12 protein-coding genes and 2 pseudogenes are annotated in these 16,255 nt (G+C 68.2%); 4 read left to right on the forward strand and 10 right to left on the reverse strand.

Annotated features, from left to right (window positions below; genetic code table 11):
- Positions 1–57: 57 nt before the first annotated feature.
- The 3 genes from ABT154_RS12365 to ngcE all read right to left on the reverse strand — a co-directional run bounded on the left by ABT154_RS12365 (position 58) and on the right by ngcE (position 3,475).
- Positions 58–996 carry a carbohydrate ABC transporter permease gene (locus ABT154_RS12365; RefSeq protein ID WP_351856247.1) on the reverse strand — a complete coding sequence of 313 codons (939 nt, stop codon included), beginning with the start codon at positions 994–996 and terminating at the stop codon, positions 58–60.
- Positions 996–1,925 carry a carbohydrate ABC transporter permease gene (locus ABT154_RS12370; RefSeq protein WP_351856249.1) on the reverse strand — a complete coding sequence of 310 codons (930 nt, stop codon included), beginning with the start codon at positions 1,923–1,925 and terminating at the stop codon, positions 996–998. Before ABT154_RS12370 ends, ABT154_RS12365 begins: the two co-directional genes overlap by 1 nt.
- A 107-nt stretch (positions 1,926–2,032) precedes the next feature.
- Positions 2,033–3,475, reverse strand: a complete 1,443-nt coding sequence (gene ngcE, locus ABT154_RS12375; protein WP_351856251.1) for an N-acetylglucosamine/diacetylchitobiose ABC transporter substrate-binding protein — start codon at positions 3,473–3,475, stop codon at positions 2,033–2,035.
- Between the two features lie 602 nt (positions 3,476–4,077).
- On the opposite strand from ngcE, the gene ABT154_RS12380 reads away from it, so the two are divergent.
- Positions 4,078–4,932, forward strand: a complete 855-nt coding sequence (locus tag ABT154_RS12380) for an FG-GAP repeat domain-containing protein (RefSeq protein ID WP_351856253.1) — start codon at positions 4,078–4,080, stop codon at positions 4,930–4,932.
- 89 nt (positions 4,933–5,021) lie between these two features.
- Here ABT154_RS12380 and acnA read toward each other — a convergent pair whose 3' ends face one another.
- On the reverse strand, positions 5,022–7,739 hold the full coding sequence (gene acnA / locus ABT154_RS12385) for an aconitate hydratase AcnA (protein ID WP_351856255.1): 2,718 nt from the start codon (positions 7,737–7,739) through the stop codon (positions 5,022–5,024).
- A 291-nt stretch (positions 7,740–8,030) separates the two neighbouring features.
- Between acnA and ABT154_RS12390 the strand changes: the two genes are divergently transcribed.
- Both ABT154_RS12390 and ABT154_RS12395 read left to right on the forward strand, forming a co-directional pair.
- Positions 8,031–8,387, forward strand: coding sequence for a VOC family protein (locus ABT154_RS12390; protein WP_351856256.1), 357 nt, complete (start codon positions 8,031–8,033; stop codon positions 8,385–8,387).
- Between the two features lie 51 nt (positions 8,388–8,438).
- Positions 8,439–9,968 carry a helix-turn-helix domain-containing protein gene (locus ABT154_RS12395; protein WP_351856258.1) on the forward strand — a complete coding sequence of 510 codons (1,530 nt, stop codon included), beginning with the start codon at positions 8,439–8,441 and terminating at the stop codon, positions 9,966–9,968.
- Between the two features lie 134 nt (positions 9,969–10,102).
- Here the strand turns inward: ABT154_RS12395 and ABT154_RS12400 are convergent, their stop codons facing one another.
- Positions 10,103–11,665 carry a N,N-dimethylformamidase beta subunit family domain-containing protein gene (locus tag ABT154_RS12400; RefSeq protein WP_351856260.1) on the reverse strand — a complete coding sequence of 521 codons (1,563 nt, stop codon included), beginning with the start codon at positions 11,663–11,665 and terminating at the stop codon, positions 10,103–10,105.
- Positions 11,666–11,865: 200 nt separating this feature from the next.
- Positions 11,866–12,144: pseudogene (locus ABT154_RS12405) on the reverse strand (phosphatidylglycerol lysyltransferase domain-containing protein); the annotation flags it as partial.
- Here ABT154_RS12405 and ABT154_RS12410 point away from each other — a divergent pair.
- Positions 12,137–12,268, forward strand: a pseudogene (locus ABT154_RS12410) (IS5/IS1182 family transposase); the annotation flags it as partial. The pseudogenes ABT154_RS12405 and ABT154_RS12410 sit on opposite strands and share 8 nt — an antisense overlap.
- 56 nt (positions 12,269–12,324) lie before the next feature.
- On the opposite strand, the gene ABT154_RS12415 reads toward ABT154_RS12410, so the two are convergent.
- The 4 genes from ABT154_RS12415 to ABT154_RS12430 all read right to left on the reverse strand — a co-directional run bounded on the left by ABT154_RS12415 (position 12,325) and on the right by ABT154_RS12430 (position 16,177).
- Positions 12,325–13,266, reverse strand: coding sequence for a hypothetical protein (locus ABT154_RS12415; RefSeq protein WP_351856262.1), 942 nt, complete (start codon positions 13,264–13,266; stop codon positions 12,325–12,327).
- The gene (locus ABT154_RS12420; RefSeq protein WP_351856264.1) at positions 13,263–13,949 is read right to left on the reverse strand and encodes a cytochrome b N-terminal domain-containing protein; all 687 of its coding nucleotides are present in this window, start codon (positions 13,947–13,949) and stop codon (positions 13,263–13,265) included. Before ABT154_RS12420 ends, ABT154_RS12415 begins: the two co-directional genes overlap by 4 nt.
- Entirely contained in the window at positions 13,946–14,134 is a 189-nt protein-coding gene (locus tag ABT154_RS12425) for a hypothetical protein (RefSeq protein ID WP_351856266.1), read from the reverse strand. Before ABT154_RS12425 ends, ABT154_RS12420 begins: the two co-directional genes overlap by 4 nt.
- Positions 14,135–14,623: 489 nt before the next feature.
- Complete coding sequence (locus tag ABT154_RS12430; protein WP_351856268.1) at positions 14,624–16,177, reverse strand: MFS transporter; 1,554 nt, start codon at positions 16,175–16,177, stop codon at positions 14,624–14,626.
- Positions 16,178–16,255 lie beyond the last annotated feature (78 nt).

Consider the following 16,255-nt stretch of genomic DNA (forward strand, 5'->3'; position numbering starts at 1 on the left):
CGCGGTGCGCCGGGGGCCCTTCGGGCTCTGTGGCAGGGGCCTGCGGGGTCCCGGAGGTCACTTCACGGCGCCGGCGGTCAGACCCGCCACCACCTGCCGCTGGAAGATGATGTAGGCGGCGAGCACCGGGAGCATCGCCATCACCAGGCCGGCGAAGAGCCCCGACCAGTCGCCCTTGTAGCCCTGGCTGACGGCGAGCTGGACCAGGCCCTGCGAGAGCACCTTCTTCTCCGGCTCGGTGTTGAGCACGGTCGGCAGCAGGTACTGGTTCCACTGGCCGAGGAAGTTGAAGATGCCGACGCTGATGAGGCCCGGCTTGGCCATCGGCAGCATCACCTGGAAGAAGGTCCGGGTGTGCGAGGCGCCGTCCACGAAGGCCGCTTCCGCGACCGAGGTCGGCAGGGTGCGGAAGAAGGCCGTGAGGAAGAAGACGGTGAACGGCAGCGAGTACGCGATGTAGACCACGATCAGGCCGTGCAGCGTGTTGAGCAGGGCCATGTTCTGCATCACGTAGAACAGCGGCACCAGCGCCAGGATGATCGGGAAGCTCATCCCGCCGATGAAGAGGAAGTAGATGAAGCGGCTGCCCGGGAAGTCGAAGCGGGCCAGCACGTAGGCCGCCATCGAGCCGAGGAGCAGGGTGCCGATGAGCGAGCCGCCGACCACCAGGATCGTGTTCAGGAAGTATTCGCTCATGTGTGCTTCGGTCCAGGCGCGCGACCAGTTCTCGAAGTGCAGCCCGTCGGGCAGCGACCACGGCGAGGTGAAGATCGCCTTGTCGGTCTTGAAGGAGGTCATGACCGCCCAGAGCAGCGGCGTGACGACCATGATCGCCCAGATGATCAGGACGCCGTGCGAGAAGACGTTGAGGGTCGCGCCCTCGCCCTTGGACTCCTTGCGGGGCGCGGGCGCCGTCGTCCTGGTGACCGCGGGGCCGGGGCCGCCGGGCCCGCCCGGGGTCTCTACGCCGGTGGTGGCAGTGTCGGTCGTCTTCATCAGAACTCCAGCCGCTCGCGCCGGCCCAGCTTCGTCACGACGGCCGCGAAGGTCAGCGTGAGGACGAGGAGCGCGACACCGATGGTCGTTGCGTAGGCGGCCTGACCGTCCCGGAACGCCTTCTGGTAGACGTACAGCGGAAGGACGATGGTGGAGTAGTCGGGCCCGCCGCCGGAGGGGCCGACGGTCATGATCTGGACGACGGCGAAGGATTCCGCGCCGAGCGCGAGGATGCCCATGTAGATCCAGCCCGACTGCACGGTGTCCCAGAGCAGCGGCAGCGTGATCTTGAAGAACGTGGTGAACCGGCTGGCGCCGTCGAGCAGGGCGGCTTCGTAGAAGTCCCGCGGAATGGACGCCATGCCTGCCGAGAAGAGCACGACGAAGAATCCGACGGTGGACCAGACGAGAACCACCATCACGCAGATGAGTGCGAGGTCCGGATCGCCGAGCCAGTCGGGCTGGACGCTGCCGAGGCCGACGCCCTTCAAAACGGAGTTAATGGCTCCGCTATTGGGGTTGTACGCGAACTGGAAGAGCAGCGCCACGATCGCGATCGACAGCACCTGCGGGAAGAAATAGACGATCTTGTAGAACGATGATCCGCGCACACCCGCGATGGCGGCACCCCTGCGGCGCCGACCGCCGACATTCAGCATGAAGGCAAAGAAGAGTGCGAGGCCGACGGTCACCAGCGGCAGCACCAGCGCGAGGATCAGACTGTGCTGGAACGACTTCCAGAAGATCTCGTCGTCCAGCATCCGACTGTAGTTGTCGAATCCGACCATCCCGAATTCGGGACTCAGCCCGGTCCAGTCCGTGAACGAGTAGTAGATCGACTGGATGAACGGCCAGATGACGAAGAGCGCGTAGAGCGCGAGGGGGGCCGCCAGGAACCCCACGATGAAACGGTACTTACCGTGTTGCATTTCCTACCGACCCCGATCTTTCCCGCGCCAGGCGCGCCGCTGCTGCCGCGCGCGAAGTGGCCGGGGCCCGCTCCCGGTCGGCGGGAAGGGGCCCCGGCACTGTTCCACTAGTGCTTGTAGTGCTTGATCGAGGAGTCCTTGGCCGCCTCGTCGGCGTACTTCTGGATCTTCTTGATCGTCTCGGCCGGGGTCGCGCGGCCGGCCATCATCTCGCCGATGCCGGCGACGCCGATCTTCTCCTTCTGGAGGGCGACGTACCAGTCCTGCAGGCGCGGGTTGACGACGTTCTGGCCGGCCTTCTCCAGGGCCGCCACACCGGACTTGAGACCCGGGGACAGCTCGATGCCGTCGGTGCCGCCGTTGAGGGCGGTCAGGGACTTCACGGACTGCGTGAAGTTCTTGGAGGAGGACTCGCTGAGCATGATGCGCAGCTGCTCCATGCCGCCCTCGGCGTTGGCCGCCTTCGCCGGGACGATGAAGGGCTCACCGCCGGCCGCCCAGATGGTGCCGAACGGCATCTTGTCCGAGGCGTCGATGCCGGTCGGGCCGGAGACGGCCAGACCGAAGTCGGCCGGCATGGTCTTCGCGGCCTCGTTCTCGACCCAGGAGCCGTTCGGGATGAACAGCGCCTTGCCCTCGGTCCAGGCGGTCTGCGACTGGATGTGGTCCAGGCCGGGCGTGCCCTTGAGGATGTAGCCCTTCTGGACGAGCTCGTAGTACGCCTCGAAGCAGGCCTTGACCGCGGGGTGCTCCCAGGCCTTCGGCTCCAGGTTGTCGATGGCGTCCAGGACCTCGCGGCCACCGACCTTGCCGATCATCGGGTAGAGCGAGAACGGGACGTAGTACGGGTGCTTGCCCGCGTACGTCCAGCCCGCGATGCCCTTCCTCTTGGCCTTCTCGCAGACGGCCAGCATCTCGTCCCAGGTCTCGGGGTACTTCGCGTCGAGCGAGTCGAGGAGCTTCTGCGAGTACCAGACGCCGTAGACGGTGTAGGCGTAGTTGAGGATCCAGCACTGCTCGCCGTCGAACTGGCCCATCTCCACGATGCCGGGCCGCAGGGTGTCGCGGACCTTCTTGGAGGGGTCGTCGACGGACGGCGCGTCGAGGAGCGGGGTGAGGTCAGCGAGCTGCTTCTGGCCGACGAGGACACCCATGTCCATCTGCTCGGCGCCCGAGTTGTCGATGAGGTCCGGCGGGTTGCCGCCGTTGAAGCGGGGCTGGAGCGTGGTGGTGATCTTCTGGGTGGGGGTGAACTTGACCTTCGCCTTGGGGTAATTGGTCTCGTAGACCTTGACCGCGTCCTTGGCGTACTGCTGTCCGAATCCGCCGTCGAAGAGGACGAAATCGAGCGGTGCCGACTCGTTCACCCCGAGCGGGTTCTTTTCGGACTTCGTGCCCTTCTCGACCTTTCCGTTGCCACCGCTGTCACTGCTCGCACAGGCGGAGAGGAAGCCCATCGTCGGTACGGAGATCAGACCGATAGCGGCAGAACGCTTGATCAGATCGCGACGGCCAAGGCCCTCATTGGTGTGTGCGGAGGTGGATCCCATGCTCAAGTCCTCGCCTTCATTCAGGACTCAGGCGGTGTACCGGTCGCCCGTACTCGCTCGCCACAGGCGAAGGGCCCCGCCACCGCGGTCATTTGCAGCCGGGTCGTGCAGGCGTCGGGCCGTCGTGTGATGGATACGACTGGCTGGACGCCGACAGGTATAGTCCACTTCCCTTCACCTGAGCAAGATCGTAAGCAGGTTTCGACGGCCATCTTTCCCGAGTTGAGACCTCCGGGATAAGCAGGCGCGATCTGCGGCGTTTCGTCCAAGCATTGGCTTCACAACACTCTTGACAGCACCTCAGAACTACCCGTACTGGAGGCACGACACGACGCTCGCCCCCTCACGTGAACACGAACGAGGCAAAGCAGACATAAGGCCGGGATCGAAACAGTTGTGTCACAGACCCCATGCCCGCTGAAGGTTCTGTGAGGGCGATCCGGGATCATAGGGGTCCCACCGCTTCCCTCCTTCGCGACGGACGCGCGGTGGGACCTGCCTCATTCCACTCGGATCTGGAGTACTACGTGGCCAAGTCTTCTGGCCTGAAGCGCACGGGCTTCCTGTCCCGCGTCACCGTCGCTGCGATTACCGCCGCACTCGTGGGTACCACCACGGCCGCGGTAGCGGCCGACGCGCCGCAGCGTTCCGCACAGTCCGGCACTGCCCAGTCGGCGCCGCGCGCCGGCTCGTTCGCCGCGCCCGCCGCGTCCACCACCGCTGCGGTCACCCCGAACAACTCCCTGTTCGGTGTCGCCGGAAACGGCACGCTCTACCGCTACGACCTCAACGGCAGCGGCGGCTTCAAGGCCTCCGTGAACGCCGGCGGCGGCTGGCAGTACAGCAAGTTCATCACCCAGGCGGACCACAACGCCGACGGGTTCGCGGACGCCCTCTGGTTCGTCGAGAACGGCCGCCTCGCCCACATGAAGTTCGGCGGCAGCCCCGTCGACATCGGCGGCGGCTGGGGCGCGTACAACAAGGTGTTCTCGGCGAGCAACACCGGCGGCGGCACCGCCGACGACCTGTTCGCGCGCGACAGCGCGGGCGTGCTCTGGCACTACCTGGGCTACGGCACCGGCAAGGTCACCCCCCGCTACAAGGTCGGCGGCGGCTGGAACGCCTACAACCAGATCACCGGCAAGGGTGACCTGACGGGCGACGGCAAGGCCGACATCGTCGCGCGCAACGGCTCGGGCGTGCTGTACCTCTACAAGGGCACCGGCAACTACAAGGCGCCCTTCTCCGCCCCCATCCGCATCGGTGGCGGATGGAACACCTTCAACAACCTGCTGTCCGTCGGTGACGTCAACTTCGACGGCACCGCGGACCTGGTCGCCCGTGACAGCACGGGTGCCCTGTGGCTGTACAAGGGCACCGGCAACGCGAACGCGCCCTTCCACGCCAAGGTCAAGATCGGCACGTCCGGCTGGAACGGCTTCAAGCTGATGTTCTGATCCTCGCCCCGCGCGAGTATGACGAACGCAAGGGCCCCGCTCCTCTTCCGAGGAGCGGGGCCCTTTTCGTGCTACCGGATCCGGAGGCGTCAGCCGCGGATCAGGTTACGAAGCACGTACTGCATGATGCCGCCGTTGCGGTAGTAGTCCGCCTCACCGGGGGTGTCGATGCGGACGACCGCGTCGAACTCGACACCGGTGTCGGTGGTGACCTTGACCGTGCTCGGCGTGGTGCCCTCGTTCAGCTCCGTGACGCCCGCGATGGAGAAGGTCTCCTCGCCGGTCAGGCCGAGCGAGTCGGCCGTCTGGCCGGCCGGGAACTGGAGCGGCAGGACGCCCATGCCGATGAGGTTCGAGCGGTGGATGCGCTCGTACGACTCGGTGATGACGGCCTTGACGCCGAGGAGCGCGGTGCCCTTGGCGGCCCAGTCTCGGGACGAGCCGGAGCCGTACTCCTTGCCGCCCAGGATGACCAGCGGGGTGCCGGCGGCCTGGTAGTTCTGCGAGGCGTCATAGATGAACGACACCGGCGCGCCCTCGACGGTGAAGTCGCGGGTGAAGCCGCCCTCGGTGCCCGGCGCGATCTGGTTGCGCAGGCGGATGTTGGCGAAGGTGCCGCGGATCATGACCTCGTGGTTGCCACGGCGCGAGCCGTAGGAGTTGAAGTCACGACGCTCCACACCGTGCTCGGTGAGGTACTTGCCGGCCGGGGTGTCGGCCTTGATGGCACCAGCCGGGGAGATGTGGTCGGTGGTGACCGAGTCGCCCAGCTTCGCCAGCACACGGGCGCCGGTGATGTCGGTGACCGGGGTGGTCTCCATCGTCATGCCCTCGAAGTACGGGGGCTTGCGCACGTAGGTGGACTCGGTGTCCCACTCGAAGGTGTTGCCGGTCGGGATCGACAGCGCCTGCCACTGGGCGTCGCCCGCGAAGACGTCCTGGTAGGACTTGTTGAACATGTCCTCGCCGATGGCGTTGGCGACGACGTCGTTGACCTCGGCCTCCGACGGCCAGATGTCGGCCAGGTAGACGGGCTTGCCGTCCTGGTCGACGCCGAGGGCGTCCTTGGTGATGTCCACCTTCATGGAGCCGGCGATGGCGTACGCGACGACCAGCGGCGGGGAGGCCAGGTAGTTCATCTTGACGTCGGGGTTGATGCGACCCTCGAAGTTGCGGTTGCCCGAGAGCACCGAGGTCACGGCGAGGTCGTGCTCGTTGACGGCCTTGGAGACCTCCTCCGGCAGCGGGCCGGAGTTGCCGATGCAGGTGGTGCAGCCGTAACCGACGAGGTTGAAGCCGACCTTGTCGAGGTACGGGGTGAGACCCGCCTTGTCGAAGTAGTCGGTGACGACCTTCGAGCCCGGGGCGAGGGTGGTCTTGACCCACGGCTTGCGGGTCAGGCCCTTCTCGGTGGCCTTCTTCGCGACGAGCGCCGCGGCGACCATCACGTAGGGGTTCGAGGTGTTGGTGCAGGAGGTGATCGCGGCGACGGTGACGGCGCCGTGGTCGATCTCGTAGGTCGAGCCGTCGGGGGCGGTCACCAGGACCGGCTTCGACGGGGCACCGTTCGGGTGGTTCGCCGGGGCGTCGGAGGCCGGGAACGACTCCTTGCCCGCCTCGTCGTCGTCCGCGACGTAGTTGCGTACGTCGACCGCGAACTGCTGGGCGGCGTTCGCGAGGACGATGCGGTCCTGCGGGCGCTTCGGGCCGGCGATGGAGGGGACGACCGTGGAGAGGTCGAGCTCCAGCTTCTCGGAGAAGTCGGGCTCGGCGGCCGGGTCGAGCCAGAGGCCCTGCTCCTTGGCGTACGCCTCGACGAGCGCGACCTGCTGCGCGGAGCGGCCGGTGAGCTTGAGGTAGCTCAGGGTCTCGCCGTCGATCGGGAAGACCGCGGCGGTGGAGCCGAACTCCGGCGACATGTTGCCGATGGTGGCGCGGTTCGCGAGCGAGGTGGCGGCGACGCCCTCACCGTAGAACTCGACGAACTTGCCGACGACGCCGTGCTTGCGCAGCATCTCGGTGATCGTGAGGACCAGGTCGGTCGCGGTGGTGCCGGCCGGCAGCTCGCCGGTCAGCTTGAAGCCGACGACGCGCGGGATCAGCATGGAGACCGGCTGTCCGAGCATCGCGGCCTCGGCCTCGATGCCGCCGACGCCCCAGCCCAGCACGCCCAGGCCGTTGACCATGGTGGTGTGCGAGTCGGTGCCGACGAGGGTGTCGGGGTACGCCTGGCCGTTGCGGACCATGACCGTACGGGCCAGGTGCTCGATGTTCACCTGGTGGACGATGCCGGTGCCCGGGGGGACGACCTTGAAGTCGTCGAAGGCGGTCTGGCCCCAGCGCAGGAACTGGTAGCGCTCCTTGTTGCGGCCGTACTCCAGCTCGACGTTCTCCGCGAAGGCGGAGTTCGTGCCGAACTTGTCGGCGATGACGGAGTGGTCGATGACCATCTCGGCCGGGGAGAGCGGGTTGATCTTCGCCGGGTCGCCGCCGAGCGCGGCGACGGCCTCACGCATGGTGGCGAGGTCGACGACACAGGGGACGCCGGTGAAGTCCTGCATGATCACGCGGGCCGGCGTGAACTGGATCTCCTGGCTCGGCTGGGCCTGCGAGTCCCAGTTGCCGAGGGCCCGGATGTGGTCGGCGGTGATGTTCGCGCCGTCCTCGGTGCGGAGCAGGTTCTCCAGGAGGACCTTCAGGCTGTAAGGGAGGCGCGCGGAGCCCTCGACCTTGTCCAGCTTGAAGATCTCGTACGACTCGTCGCCCACGCGCAGCGTGCTGCGGGCGTCGAAGCTGTTCGCCGACACGACAGTCTCCTTCATCAATGTGCGCGTATTACCGCCATGCTGCCGCCACGACTCCACGCCGATCCGCTGAGGTAAGGTTTAGTTAGGTAACCCTTACCGGGAGGGCGGCCGCGGTGCGCCGTAAGCAGTTATCTCGATGTCGAGATAACTCTAGTGCATCCCCGCCGCGTGGTCATGCCCGGATCCCCCGCGCCGCCGGGGAATCCGCTCGGCACCCGTACGGCGGCCGTACGGCACCCGTACGGCCGCCGACGCGTTGCCGGGGCCCCGGGGGCCGTCGACGATCGGAGCATGTTCAGTGGCGCGCATGTGATCCTCTACACCCGGGACGCGGAGGCCGACCGCGCCTTCCTCAAGGACGTCTTCGACTTCGAGCACGTGGACGCCGGAGGGGGCTGGCTCGTCTTCCGGCTGCCGCCCGCCGAGATCGCCGTGCACCCCACGACGCACGAACCCCGGCAAGAGGTCTACCTCATGTGCGAGGACCTCACCCGGACCCTGACGGAGCTGGAGGACCGGGGCGCCCAGATCTCACGGGCCATCACCGAGCAGCGCTGGGGGCTGCTCGCGGCCGTACGGCTGCCGAGCGGCACCGAACTCCCCCTGTACGAACCGCATCACCCCACCGCGCTCGGCCTCTCACCCTGACGGCCCACCCCAACGGCGAGTGTCATCTCATATCTGAGATAACGTGACGCCATGGCAGACGACTACCTCGTACGCATCGGCAAGCTCATCCGTGACGCCCGTCAGCACCGGGGCTGGACACAGACGCAGCTCGCCGAGGCACTGGCCACGAGCCAGAGCGCCGTCAACCGGATCGAGCGCGGCAACCAGAACATCAGCCTTGAGATGATCGCCCGGATCGGCGAGGCCCTCGACAGCGAGATCGTGTCCCTGGGCTACGCGGGACCCATGCACCTCCGGGTCGTCGGCCGCCGCCGGCTCTCCGGCGCGATCGACGTCAAGACCAGCAAGAACGCCTGCGTCGCGCTGCTCTGCGCCTCCCTCCTCAACAAGGGCCGCACCGTACTGCGCCGCGTCGCCCGCATCGAGGAGGTCTTCCGGCTCCTGGAGGTCCTGGGCTCCATCGGCGTCCGCACCCGCTGGATCAACGACGGCGTCGACCTGGAGATCGTGCCGCCCGCCGAGCTGGACATGGAGTCCATCGACGCCGAGGCCGCGATCCGCACCCGCTCGATCATCATGTTCCTCGGCCCGCTGCTGCACCGCATGGACCGCTTCAAGCTGCCGTACGCCGGAGGCTGCGACCTCGGTACGCGCACCATCGAGCCGCACATGATCGCGCTGCGCCGCTTCGGCCTCGAAGTCACCGCCACCGAGGGCATCTACCACGCCGAGGTCGAGCGCTCGGCCTCCCCCGACCGCCCGATCGTGCTGACCGAGCGCGGGGACACGGTCACCGAGAACGCCCTCCTGGCGGCGGCCCGCCACGACGGCGTGACCGTCATCCGCAACGCCTCCTCCAACTACATGGTCCAGGACCTGTGCTTCTTCCTGGAGGCGCTCGGCGTACGGGTCGACGGCATCGGCACCACCACGCTGACCGTGCACGGCGTGCCCCAGATCGACGTGGACGTCGACTACTCCCCCTCGGAGGACCCGGTCGAGGCGATGAGCCTGCTGGCCGCGGCGGTCGTCACGGAATCCGAACTGACCATCCGCCGGGTCCCGATCGAGTTCATGGAGATCGAGCTCGCGGTCCTGGAGGAGATGGGCCTCGACCACGACCGCTCGGCCGAGTACCCGGCGGACAACGGCCGCACCCGCCTGGTCGACCTGACGGTCCGCCCCTCCAAGCTGGAGGCGCCGATCGACAAGATCCACCCGATGCCGTTCCCCGGCCTGAACATCGACAACGTCCCGTTCTTCGCGGCCATCGCGGCCACGGCCCAGGGCAAGACCCTCATCCACGACTGGGTCTACGACAACCGCGCGATCTACCTCACCGACCTCAACCGCCTCGGTGGCCGCCTCCAGCTCCTGGACCCCCACCGCGTCCTGGTCGAGGGGCCCACCCGCTGGCGCGCCGCCGAGATGATGTGCCCCCCGGCCCTCCGCCCGGCGGTGGTCGTCCTCCTCGCGATGATGGCGGCGGAGGGCACCTCGGTCCTCCGCAACGTCTACGTCATCAACCGCGGCTACGAGGACCTGGCGGAACGCCTGAACTCGATCGGCGCGCAGATCGAGATCTTCAGGGACATCTGACCGGCGGGGTGTCGTGCCCCTCGGGAGCAAGGGGCACGACACCTCGAATTGCGTTTCAGCAGCTTGTGCAACGCATGTGCAAGATGATCTTGAGTGGTTGACGGAGCCGGCGCCGGCCAGTCAGTCAGTCCGTCTCAGGTCGATCCGTAGACCTCGCGCACGTTGTCGCGGGGTGTCGGCCTGGTACTGGTGGCCGGACCCTCCGCGAAAGCCCGGAGCAGGTTCTCGGTGGTGCGGGTCACGAAGGCCCCGGTGCGCGCGTCCATGCCGTGGTTGCGGCCGTTCTCCCCCGTCCCAGCCATGAGGCCCTCGGCCCACCGCATCGTCCCGGACGCGAAGACGCCGGCCCCGCTCGGCACCGTGTAGTAGGCCGAATCGGAGTGGCTTTCCCTGCCTTCGCAGTCCAGCGGGGAGTGGGCGACGATCTCGATCGGCGCGTTCGGAAGTGATCCGGGGGTGACACGGTCGTATTCGACGCCGACGAGATGGGCGAAGCTGTCGCCCCGTTTCGCGCCGGTGCCCGCGAAGAGCCAGTGACCGGCGTTGCGGACGACGTAGGGGGCGTCTACGGGATATCCCTCGTAAAGGACTCCCGTCAGGGACGATTCCGGGTCGGAATCGGGTGCCCGGCGGAAGTCGGTTGTCACCAGCGCCCCGTGGCGGGGATACAGGGGATCGTGGCGGTAGTCGGTCTTGTAGCACACCACGGTGCGTTCCCCGTCCTCGAGCCTGATCCGGCGGAAACAGGTGTTGGCACCGAGGAAGGCCAGGTTGGTTCCGGCGTCGCGGGCCCGGGTCATGGACTGCCGCTGCTGGGGTGTCCAGTACTCGTCGTGGCCGAGGGTCACCGCGGATACCGCGCCCCGCAGCATCGCCGGGTCGCGGTGGATGTCGACGCCGGTGGTGTACGCCAGCGGTATGCCCAGCCTCTCCGCGAGGACGACCACGGCCCGCTCGTACACCAGGAACTTCTCGGCTCCGTTGCCGTCGTAGGGCCGGTCGAAGGAGACGGCCAGGGAACGTGCCGCGTACGCTCCGCCGTCGCCCTGATAGAGGCTGTAGCCGCCCCACAGGTTGTACGCCTGCCAGGTCGCCGGCGCATGGATCAGCAGTGTCTTCCCCCAGACGGTCGCCGAGCGGACGATCAGGGGGACGTAGCGCTGGTGGCCGTTCTCCGCGTCGAGACGGAGCAGGTAGGCGCCCTGCGGCCAGCCATCGGTGGGGACGAGGATCGTACGCTTCCAGCCCGCCCGTACCGTGCGCGTCCTCGGATCCAGGACCGGCTCTCGCTGGACGCGCCCCGCCACCCTGTCGGAGTGCCACACCAGGCGGGCCTGCGCGCCTTTGTACCAGCCCATCCGGTACGCCGAGACCCGGAACCCCGGCGCGGTGGTGGACACGTACAGCGCGAAGTCCTCCCCCGGCAGAACGCTCACCTTGTCCGTGTAGCCGACAACGGCCTCGGGCGGGCCCTGCGAACGGATGCGCCAGCCGGAGTCGCCCGGGTGGTAACCCTCGGGGGGGTTGGCCGGTGCGTCGGCGGCGCCGCCGGGCGTCGTGTCGCAGCCTGTCAGCGTCGCGCCCGCGGTCCAGGCGCCGGCCGCCGCGGTCACCTTGAGGAATCGCCTGCGGTCCAGGTCGGGTCCGTCCCCGCCGCTCCCCGGGCGTTCCCTCTTGTTGTCCATCGGAACAGCCATCAGTACGGTTCCCATACGCCGGAGGCCTCGGGTGCTCTCGCAGCAATGGTGAGTGAGCATCACGCCCTCGGCCACCGGGGCCACTTCCTGACGGGGACCTCGTACACCCGTGACGCGCCGGCTCCGACCAGGCTGGAGCAAGGTCCTTCGGTTCCGCCCGGCCGGCCTTGGCGACTGGGGGAAGAGCCAAAGACGCGCAATCACGGTGGGGAGGTCGTACTCCTGACGTGCTGCCGGTTGAGCCGTTTGGGCAGGCCCGGTACTTGCAGGGATCCTTCGGCACGGGCGCTTGCCACGGCGATGCGCAGCAGGTCAGTGCTCTTCTCGAAGAGCAGGAATCGCGGTTCCCCGACGGGCCGGTATCTGGTGTTGGCACGGTAGAGCGACTCGATCTGCCACCAGCGGGAGAAGAAACTGAGCAGTGAGCGCCACATGCGTAGGACCGGGCCGGCGCCGAGTCGGGAGCCGCGGTCCCCGACGGGCCACATGCTGTGGATCTCGCCCGCGCTGCCCGGCCGTGCCCACGGCCTCACAGCGGCCCGCGGGCACCGGATCATCCGGATCTGCGAACGCCGGGGCGTACCCGTCCTTGCCGACCGCGCCGCGTGACGTCCATCGCCGCAGCCGTCCTCGCCCCGGAGAGGCAACGCTGAAGACGCTCAGTGCGAGCGGTAGTAGTCACGCCAGACGAGCCGGTGGACACGACTCCATCGCGGGATCGACCTGATGCCCGGAATGAACGGCACCAGGACGAACGCGAGGGTGAGCACCGCCATGAGGCCCCAGACCAGGGCATCGGCGTTGCCCGAGCTGCTGAAGGGTTCGATCTGGTACCAGAATGTGTACAGCCAGAGCCAGGGCTGACCGGGGTAGTTGCCGGTCTCGTTCATCATCCCCCACTGATCACCGGACAGGTGCCGGGCCCGGGCCTGGTCCTCGAGGTACGAGCCGTCCCCCAGGAACAGCAGCGGTTTGGTGTAGTCGGTCTGGTAGAAGCGCCCGTCGGCCAGCAGTGTGCCGTCGAGCGCCCCCGCCTTCGCGAGCTCCAGCAGGCGCGCGGTCAGAACCGGGACGGGACCGAAGTCACCGCGCGCGACCCGGGCGGGATCACCTCCGGCCTTGTCGAGTGCATCGGCGTAGGCGGTGGTCCACCGCTGCTGACGTCGCACGGGAGCCTCGCGCCACGCGGCCAGGGCATCAAGGACGGGGACGGGCTCCGGCGCCTCAGTGAGCGGGCGGAGCACGAAGTCGCGCGCCGTGTCGATCGGGATGGCCACGCCGGCCGCGCGCTGGAGGCTCACCGGCCCGATCTTCTGTGCGGCACCCGGAACGTCCGTGTACGGGGGTCCGTACTGCGCGGTGCCGCTGGTACCGGCCAGCTCGGCGACGGCGGTGGCGGTGAAATCGAAGGGTGCGGCCCTCGCCCAGCGGGCCAGGGTGATCGGCTTCTCGTCGGGTGAGGAGAACACCGCGGCGAGCCCGACGGTCAGCACGGCGGTCGCCAGCAGAGCGAGGGTGAACTCCTTGGCCAGGTCGTACGGCCGCTGGGGAAACGCGCCGGGGGCGGGCACCGGCCGGCGGCCCTTCCGCCGCCCCGTCATGCGCCCTCCCGCGATCCGCCCGTGCCGGGCACCGCTCCGGGCGTGGCGGCTTCCATGGGCGGTACCACGCCACGCAGCCGCACCAGCAGCATGTGCCACACCGCGAGGGCGACCACGGCCAACGGCAACAGCACGATGTGCCACATGAACATCTGGCCGAAGTCCAGCACGTTGAACCAGGCTCCGACACCCACCGAGTTCAGGCCGTCCTTGGCCTGGTCCGCGATCCACTGGGAGTCGAAGTTCTGCTGCACCAGGTATCCGGTGAATGCGGCACCGATCGAGGTGAGGAAGACGACGGCTCCGGTGATCCAGGTCAGTGCCCGCCGACCGCGCCAGGCGGCCATGAAGAACTTGCCCCACAGATGGACGACCATGAAGAACATGAACAGCTCCACGCTCCACAGGTGAAGGCTGTTGACGAACCTGCCGGTGTCCGAGACGTGCCACCAGGCGGGCCCGAACAGTGCGAGAACGCATCCGGTGAGGACGACGACCACCAGGCTGGACAGCGTGAGGACCCCGAACACGTAGATCCAGGAGGCCACGTACTCCGGCTGGGTCGTGGGCAGCAGTTTGTCCGGGGGCAACGCGCGCACGGCGCGCCGCCGCACTGCGCCGGTCCACCCGCCCGCGAAGGCGCCGTCCGGGGGGCCGGCCCGGCCTTCCGCCGTGCCGCTCATCGCCGCCTCCGACCGCCGGGGAAGGGCAGGAATAGCGCGAGCACGAAGACAAGCAGCATCAGGGCGATGACCACGGCGTTCGCCGCCGAGATCTGCAGCACCCCCCAATGGATGTAGTAGCCGGTCCCACCCAGATCCACAGGAGCCGCCAGGACGCCTCCCGGGTGTGTCGGTCCGTCTGTCATCGCAGCCAATCCTCACGTCGCGGATGGGTAGTCGTCCCTCACCGAGTACTACCGGCGGAATCCGGTCCGCGCTGCTGCGGTTCCGCCGTCTGCCCCGGGGCGCGACTCTTTCGCGGGAATGTCGCGATCAGGTGATGTGCCGGTACCGCCCTTCCCGGGGTCGTGCGGGCTTCGACTGCGTCCAGCTCGGCGAGGAACACGAGCAGGGCATGGACACCGGACACCGAACGCGGGTCCCACGCCTCCAGGGCTTGGGCGCGTCAAGACCGTCCGCGCCGTCACCAGCCTGACCGCCGGGCAGGCCAACCCGGCCGGACTCGCCCGGCCCGTCCGCGACCACTGGCAGATCAAGGCCCCGCACCACCCGCGGTTCCGGGACGTCTGACCGGCGCCGGGGCCCCCGGCCCTGCCGTGACGACGCTTCCGCGCCGCCCGCTCCCGCCCCGTCACCCGCCCGGCATCATCCCCGCGCCGCCCGCTCCCGCCCCCTCACCCGCCCGGCATCATCCCCGCGCCGCCCTTCAGTCGTTCGATGTCCGAGGGGCGGACCTTGATGACGAAGAGGGCGACCAGGGCGCCCACTACGGCGAAGACGGCCGCCGTGACGAAGCCGGCGGAGACGCCCGAGGTGAGGACCAGGTCGCCCCAGGGGGGTGGGAGCTGGCCCGTCTGGGCGAAGCGGGACTTCTCCAGGGGGCCCGCCTGGGCCAGGAAGGCGGGGACCTGGGTCTCCGCCTCGTTGCGGCTGGCCGTGCCGAAGACCGTCACCAGGATCGACAGGCCGAGCGAACCGCCCACCTGCTGCATGGAGTTGAGCAGGCCGGACGCTGCGCCCGCCTCGCGTTGCTCGACGTTGGACAGGGCCATGATGGTCAGCGACACGAACATCAGGCCCATGCCGAGGCCGAAGACGAGGAGCGGGCCGAGGATGCTGCCCAGGTAGGTGGAGTCCACCTTGGTCCGGGTCAGCCAGGAGAGTCCCACCGCGGTGAACAGCGAGCCCGTCACCATGAAGGGTTTCGGGCCGAACCTCGGCAGCAGGTTGGACGTGAAGCCGGCGCCGACCGCGATGATCGCGCTGACCGGCAGGAAGGCCAGACCCGTCGTCAGCGGGCTGAAGCCCAGCACCTGCTGCACGAACAGGGTGAGGAAGAAGAACATGCCGAAGATGGCCGCCGCCAGACAGAGCATGATGACGTAGGTGCCCGAGCGGTTGCGGTCGGCGAACATGTGCAGGGGTGTGATGGGCTGCCGGGAGCGCCGCTCGATCAGGACGAACGAGGCGAGCAGGACGACCGCCGCGGCGAACGAGCCGATCGTGTAGGGATCGCGCCAGCCCTCCTGGGCGGCCCGGATGAAGCCGTACACCAGCGCCACCATGCCGAGGGTGGAGGTGAGCGCACCGGCGAGGTCGAAGTGGCCGGGGTGCCGCTCGGACTCCTTGACGTGGCGCGGGGTGAGGAAGGCGATGACCAGCGCGATCGGGACGTTGACGAAGAAGATCCAGCGCCAGTCGAGCCACTGCACCAGCATGCCGCCCGCGACCAGTCCGATCGCGCCGCCGCCGGCCGAGACGCCCGCGAACACGCCGAAGGCCCGGTTGCGTTCCGGGCCTTCGTCGAAGGTGGTGGTGATGAGGGACAGCGAGGTCGGCGAGGCTATCGCGCCGCCGACGCCCTGGAGCGAGCGGGCGGCGAGGAGTTGCCACTCGCTCTGCGCGAGTCCACAGAAGAGCGAGGCGAGTCCGAAGAGCAGGACGCCGAAGATGAAGACCCGGCGGCGGCCGAGGATGTCGCCCGCGCGCCCGCCGAGGAGCAGCAGACCGCCGAAGGTGAGGGTGTAGGCGTTGACGACCCAGGACAGGCTGGTGGTGGAGAAGCCCAGCGCGGTCTGGATGTGCGGGAGCGCGATGTTCACGATGGTGATGTCGAGGACCACCATCAGCTGACAGGACGCGATCACGAACAGGGCGATGCCCTTGCCGTCGCCGCCCTTCTTCGGGGTGGCGGTCGGTGCCGGTGTCGTCGGCTTGGGTGTACTCATGTGGCGCCTCGGGTCCGCCTGGTGAGTGAGCCGTGGGCCGGTCAGTCCACCTTTCGACACTAAGCCTCACCCGTACGG

This window comes from Streptomyces sp. NPDC001728 (assembly GCF_040297565.1).
In the GTDB taxonomy this organism is placed as follows: domain Bacteria; phylum Actinomycetota; class Actinomycetes; order Streptomycetales; family Streptomycetaceae; genus Streptomyces.

Coding starts and splice junctions, on each gene's coding strand:
- ABT154_RS12430 (WP_351856268.1), bottom strand. CDS start 16,177: ATGAGTACACCCAAGCCGACGACACCGGCACCGACCGCCACCCCGAAG.
- ABT154_RS12370 (WP_351856249.1), bottom strand. CDS start 1,925: ATGCAACACGGTAAGTACCGTTTCATCGTGGGGTTCCTGGCGGCCCCC.
- ABT154_RS12365 (WP_351856247.1), bottom strand. CDS start 996: ATGAAGACGACCGACACTGCCACCACCGGCGTAGAGACCCCGGGCGGG.
- ngcE (WP_351856251.1), bottom strand. CDS start 3,475: ATGGGATCCACCTCCGCACACACCAATGAGGGCCTTGGCCGTCGCGAT.
- ABT154_RS12415 (WP_351856262.1), bottom strand. CDS start 13,266: ATGACGGGGCGGCGGAAGGGCCGCCGGCCGGTGCCCGCCCCCGGCGCG.
- ABT154_RS12400 (WP_351856260.1), bottom strand. CDS start 11,665: ATGGCTGTTCCGATGGACAACAAGAGGGAACGCCCGGGGAGCGGCGGG.
- ABT154_RS12420 (WP_351856264.1), bottom strand. CDS start 13,949: ATGAGCGGCACGGCGGAAGGCCGGGCCGGCCCCCCGGACGGCGCCTTC.
- ABT154_RS12425 (WP_351856266.1), bottom strand. CDS start 14,134: ATGACAGACGGACCGACACACCCGGGAGGCGTCCTGGCGGCTCCTGTG.
- ABT154_RS12390 (WP_351856256.1), top strand. CDS start 8,031: ATGTTCAGTGGCGCGCATGTGATCCTCTACACCCGGGACGCGGAGGCC.
- ABT154_RS12395 (WP_351856258.1), top strand. CDS start 8,439: ATGGCAGACGACTACCTCGTACGCATCGGCAAGCTCATCCGTGACGCC.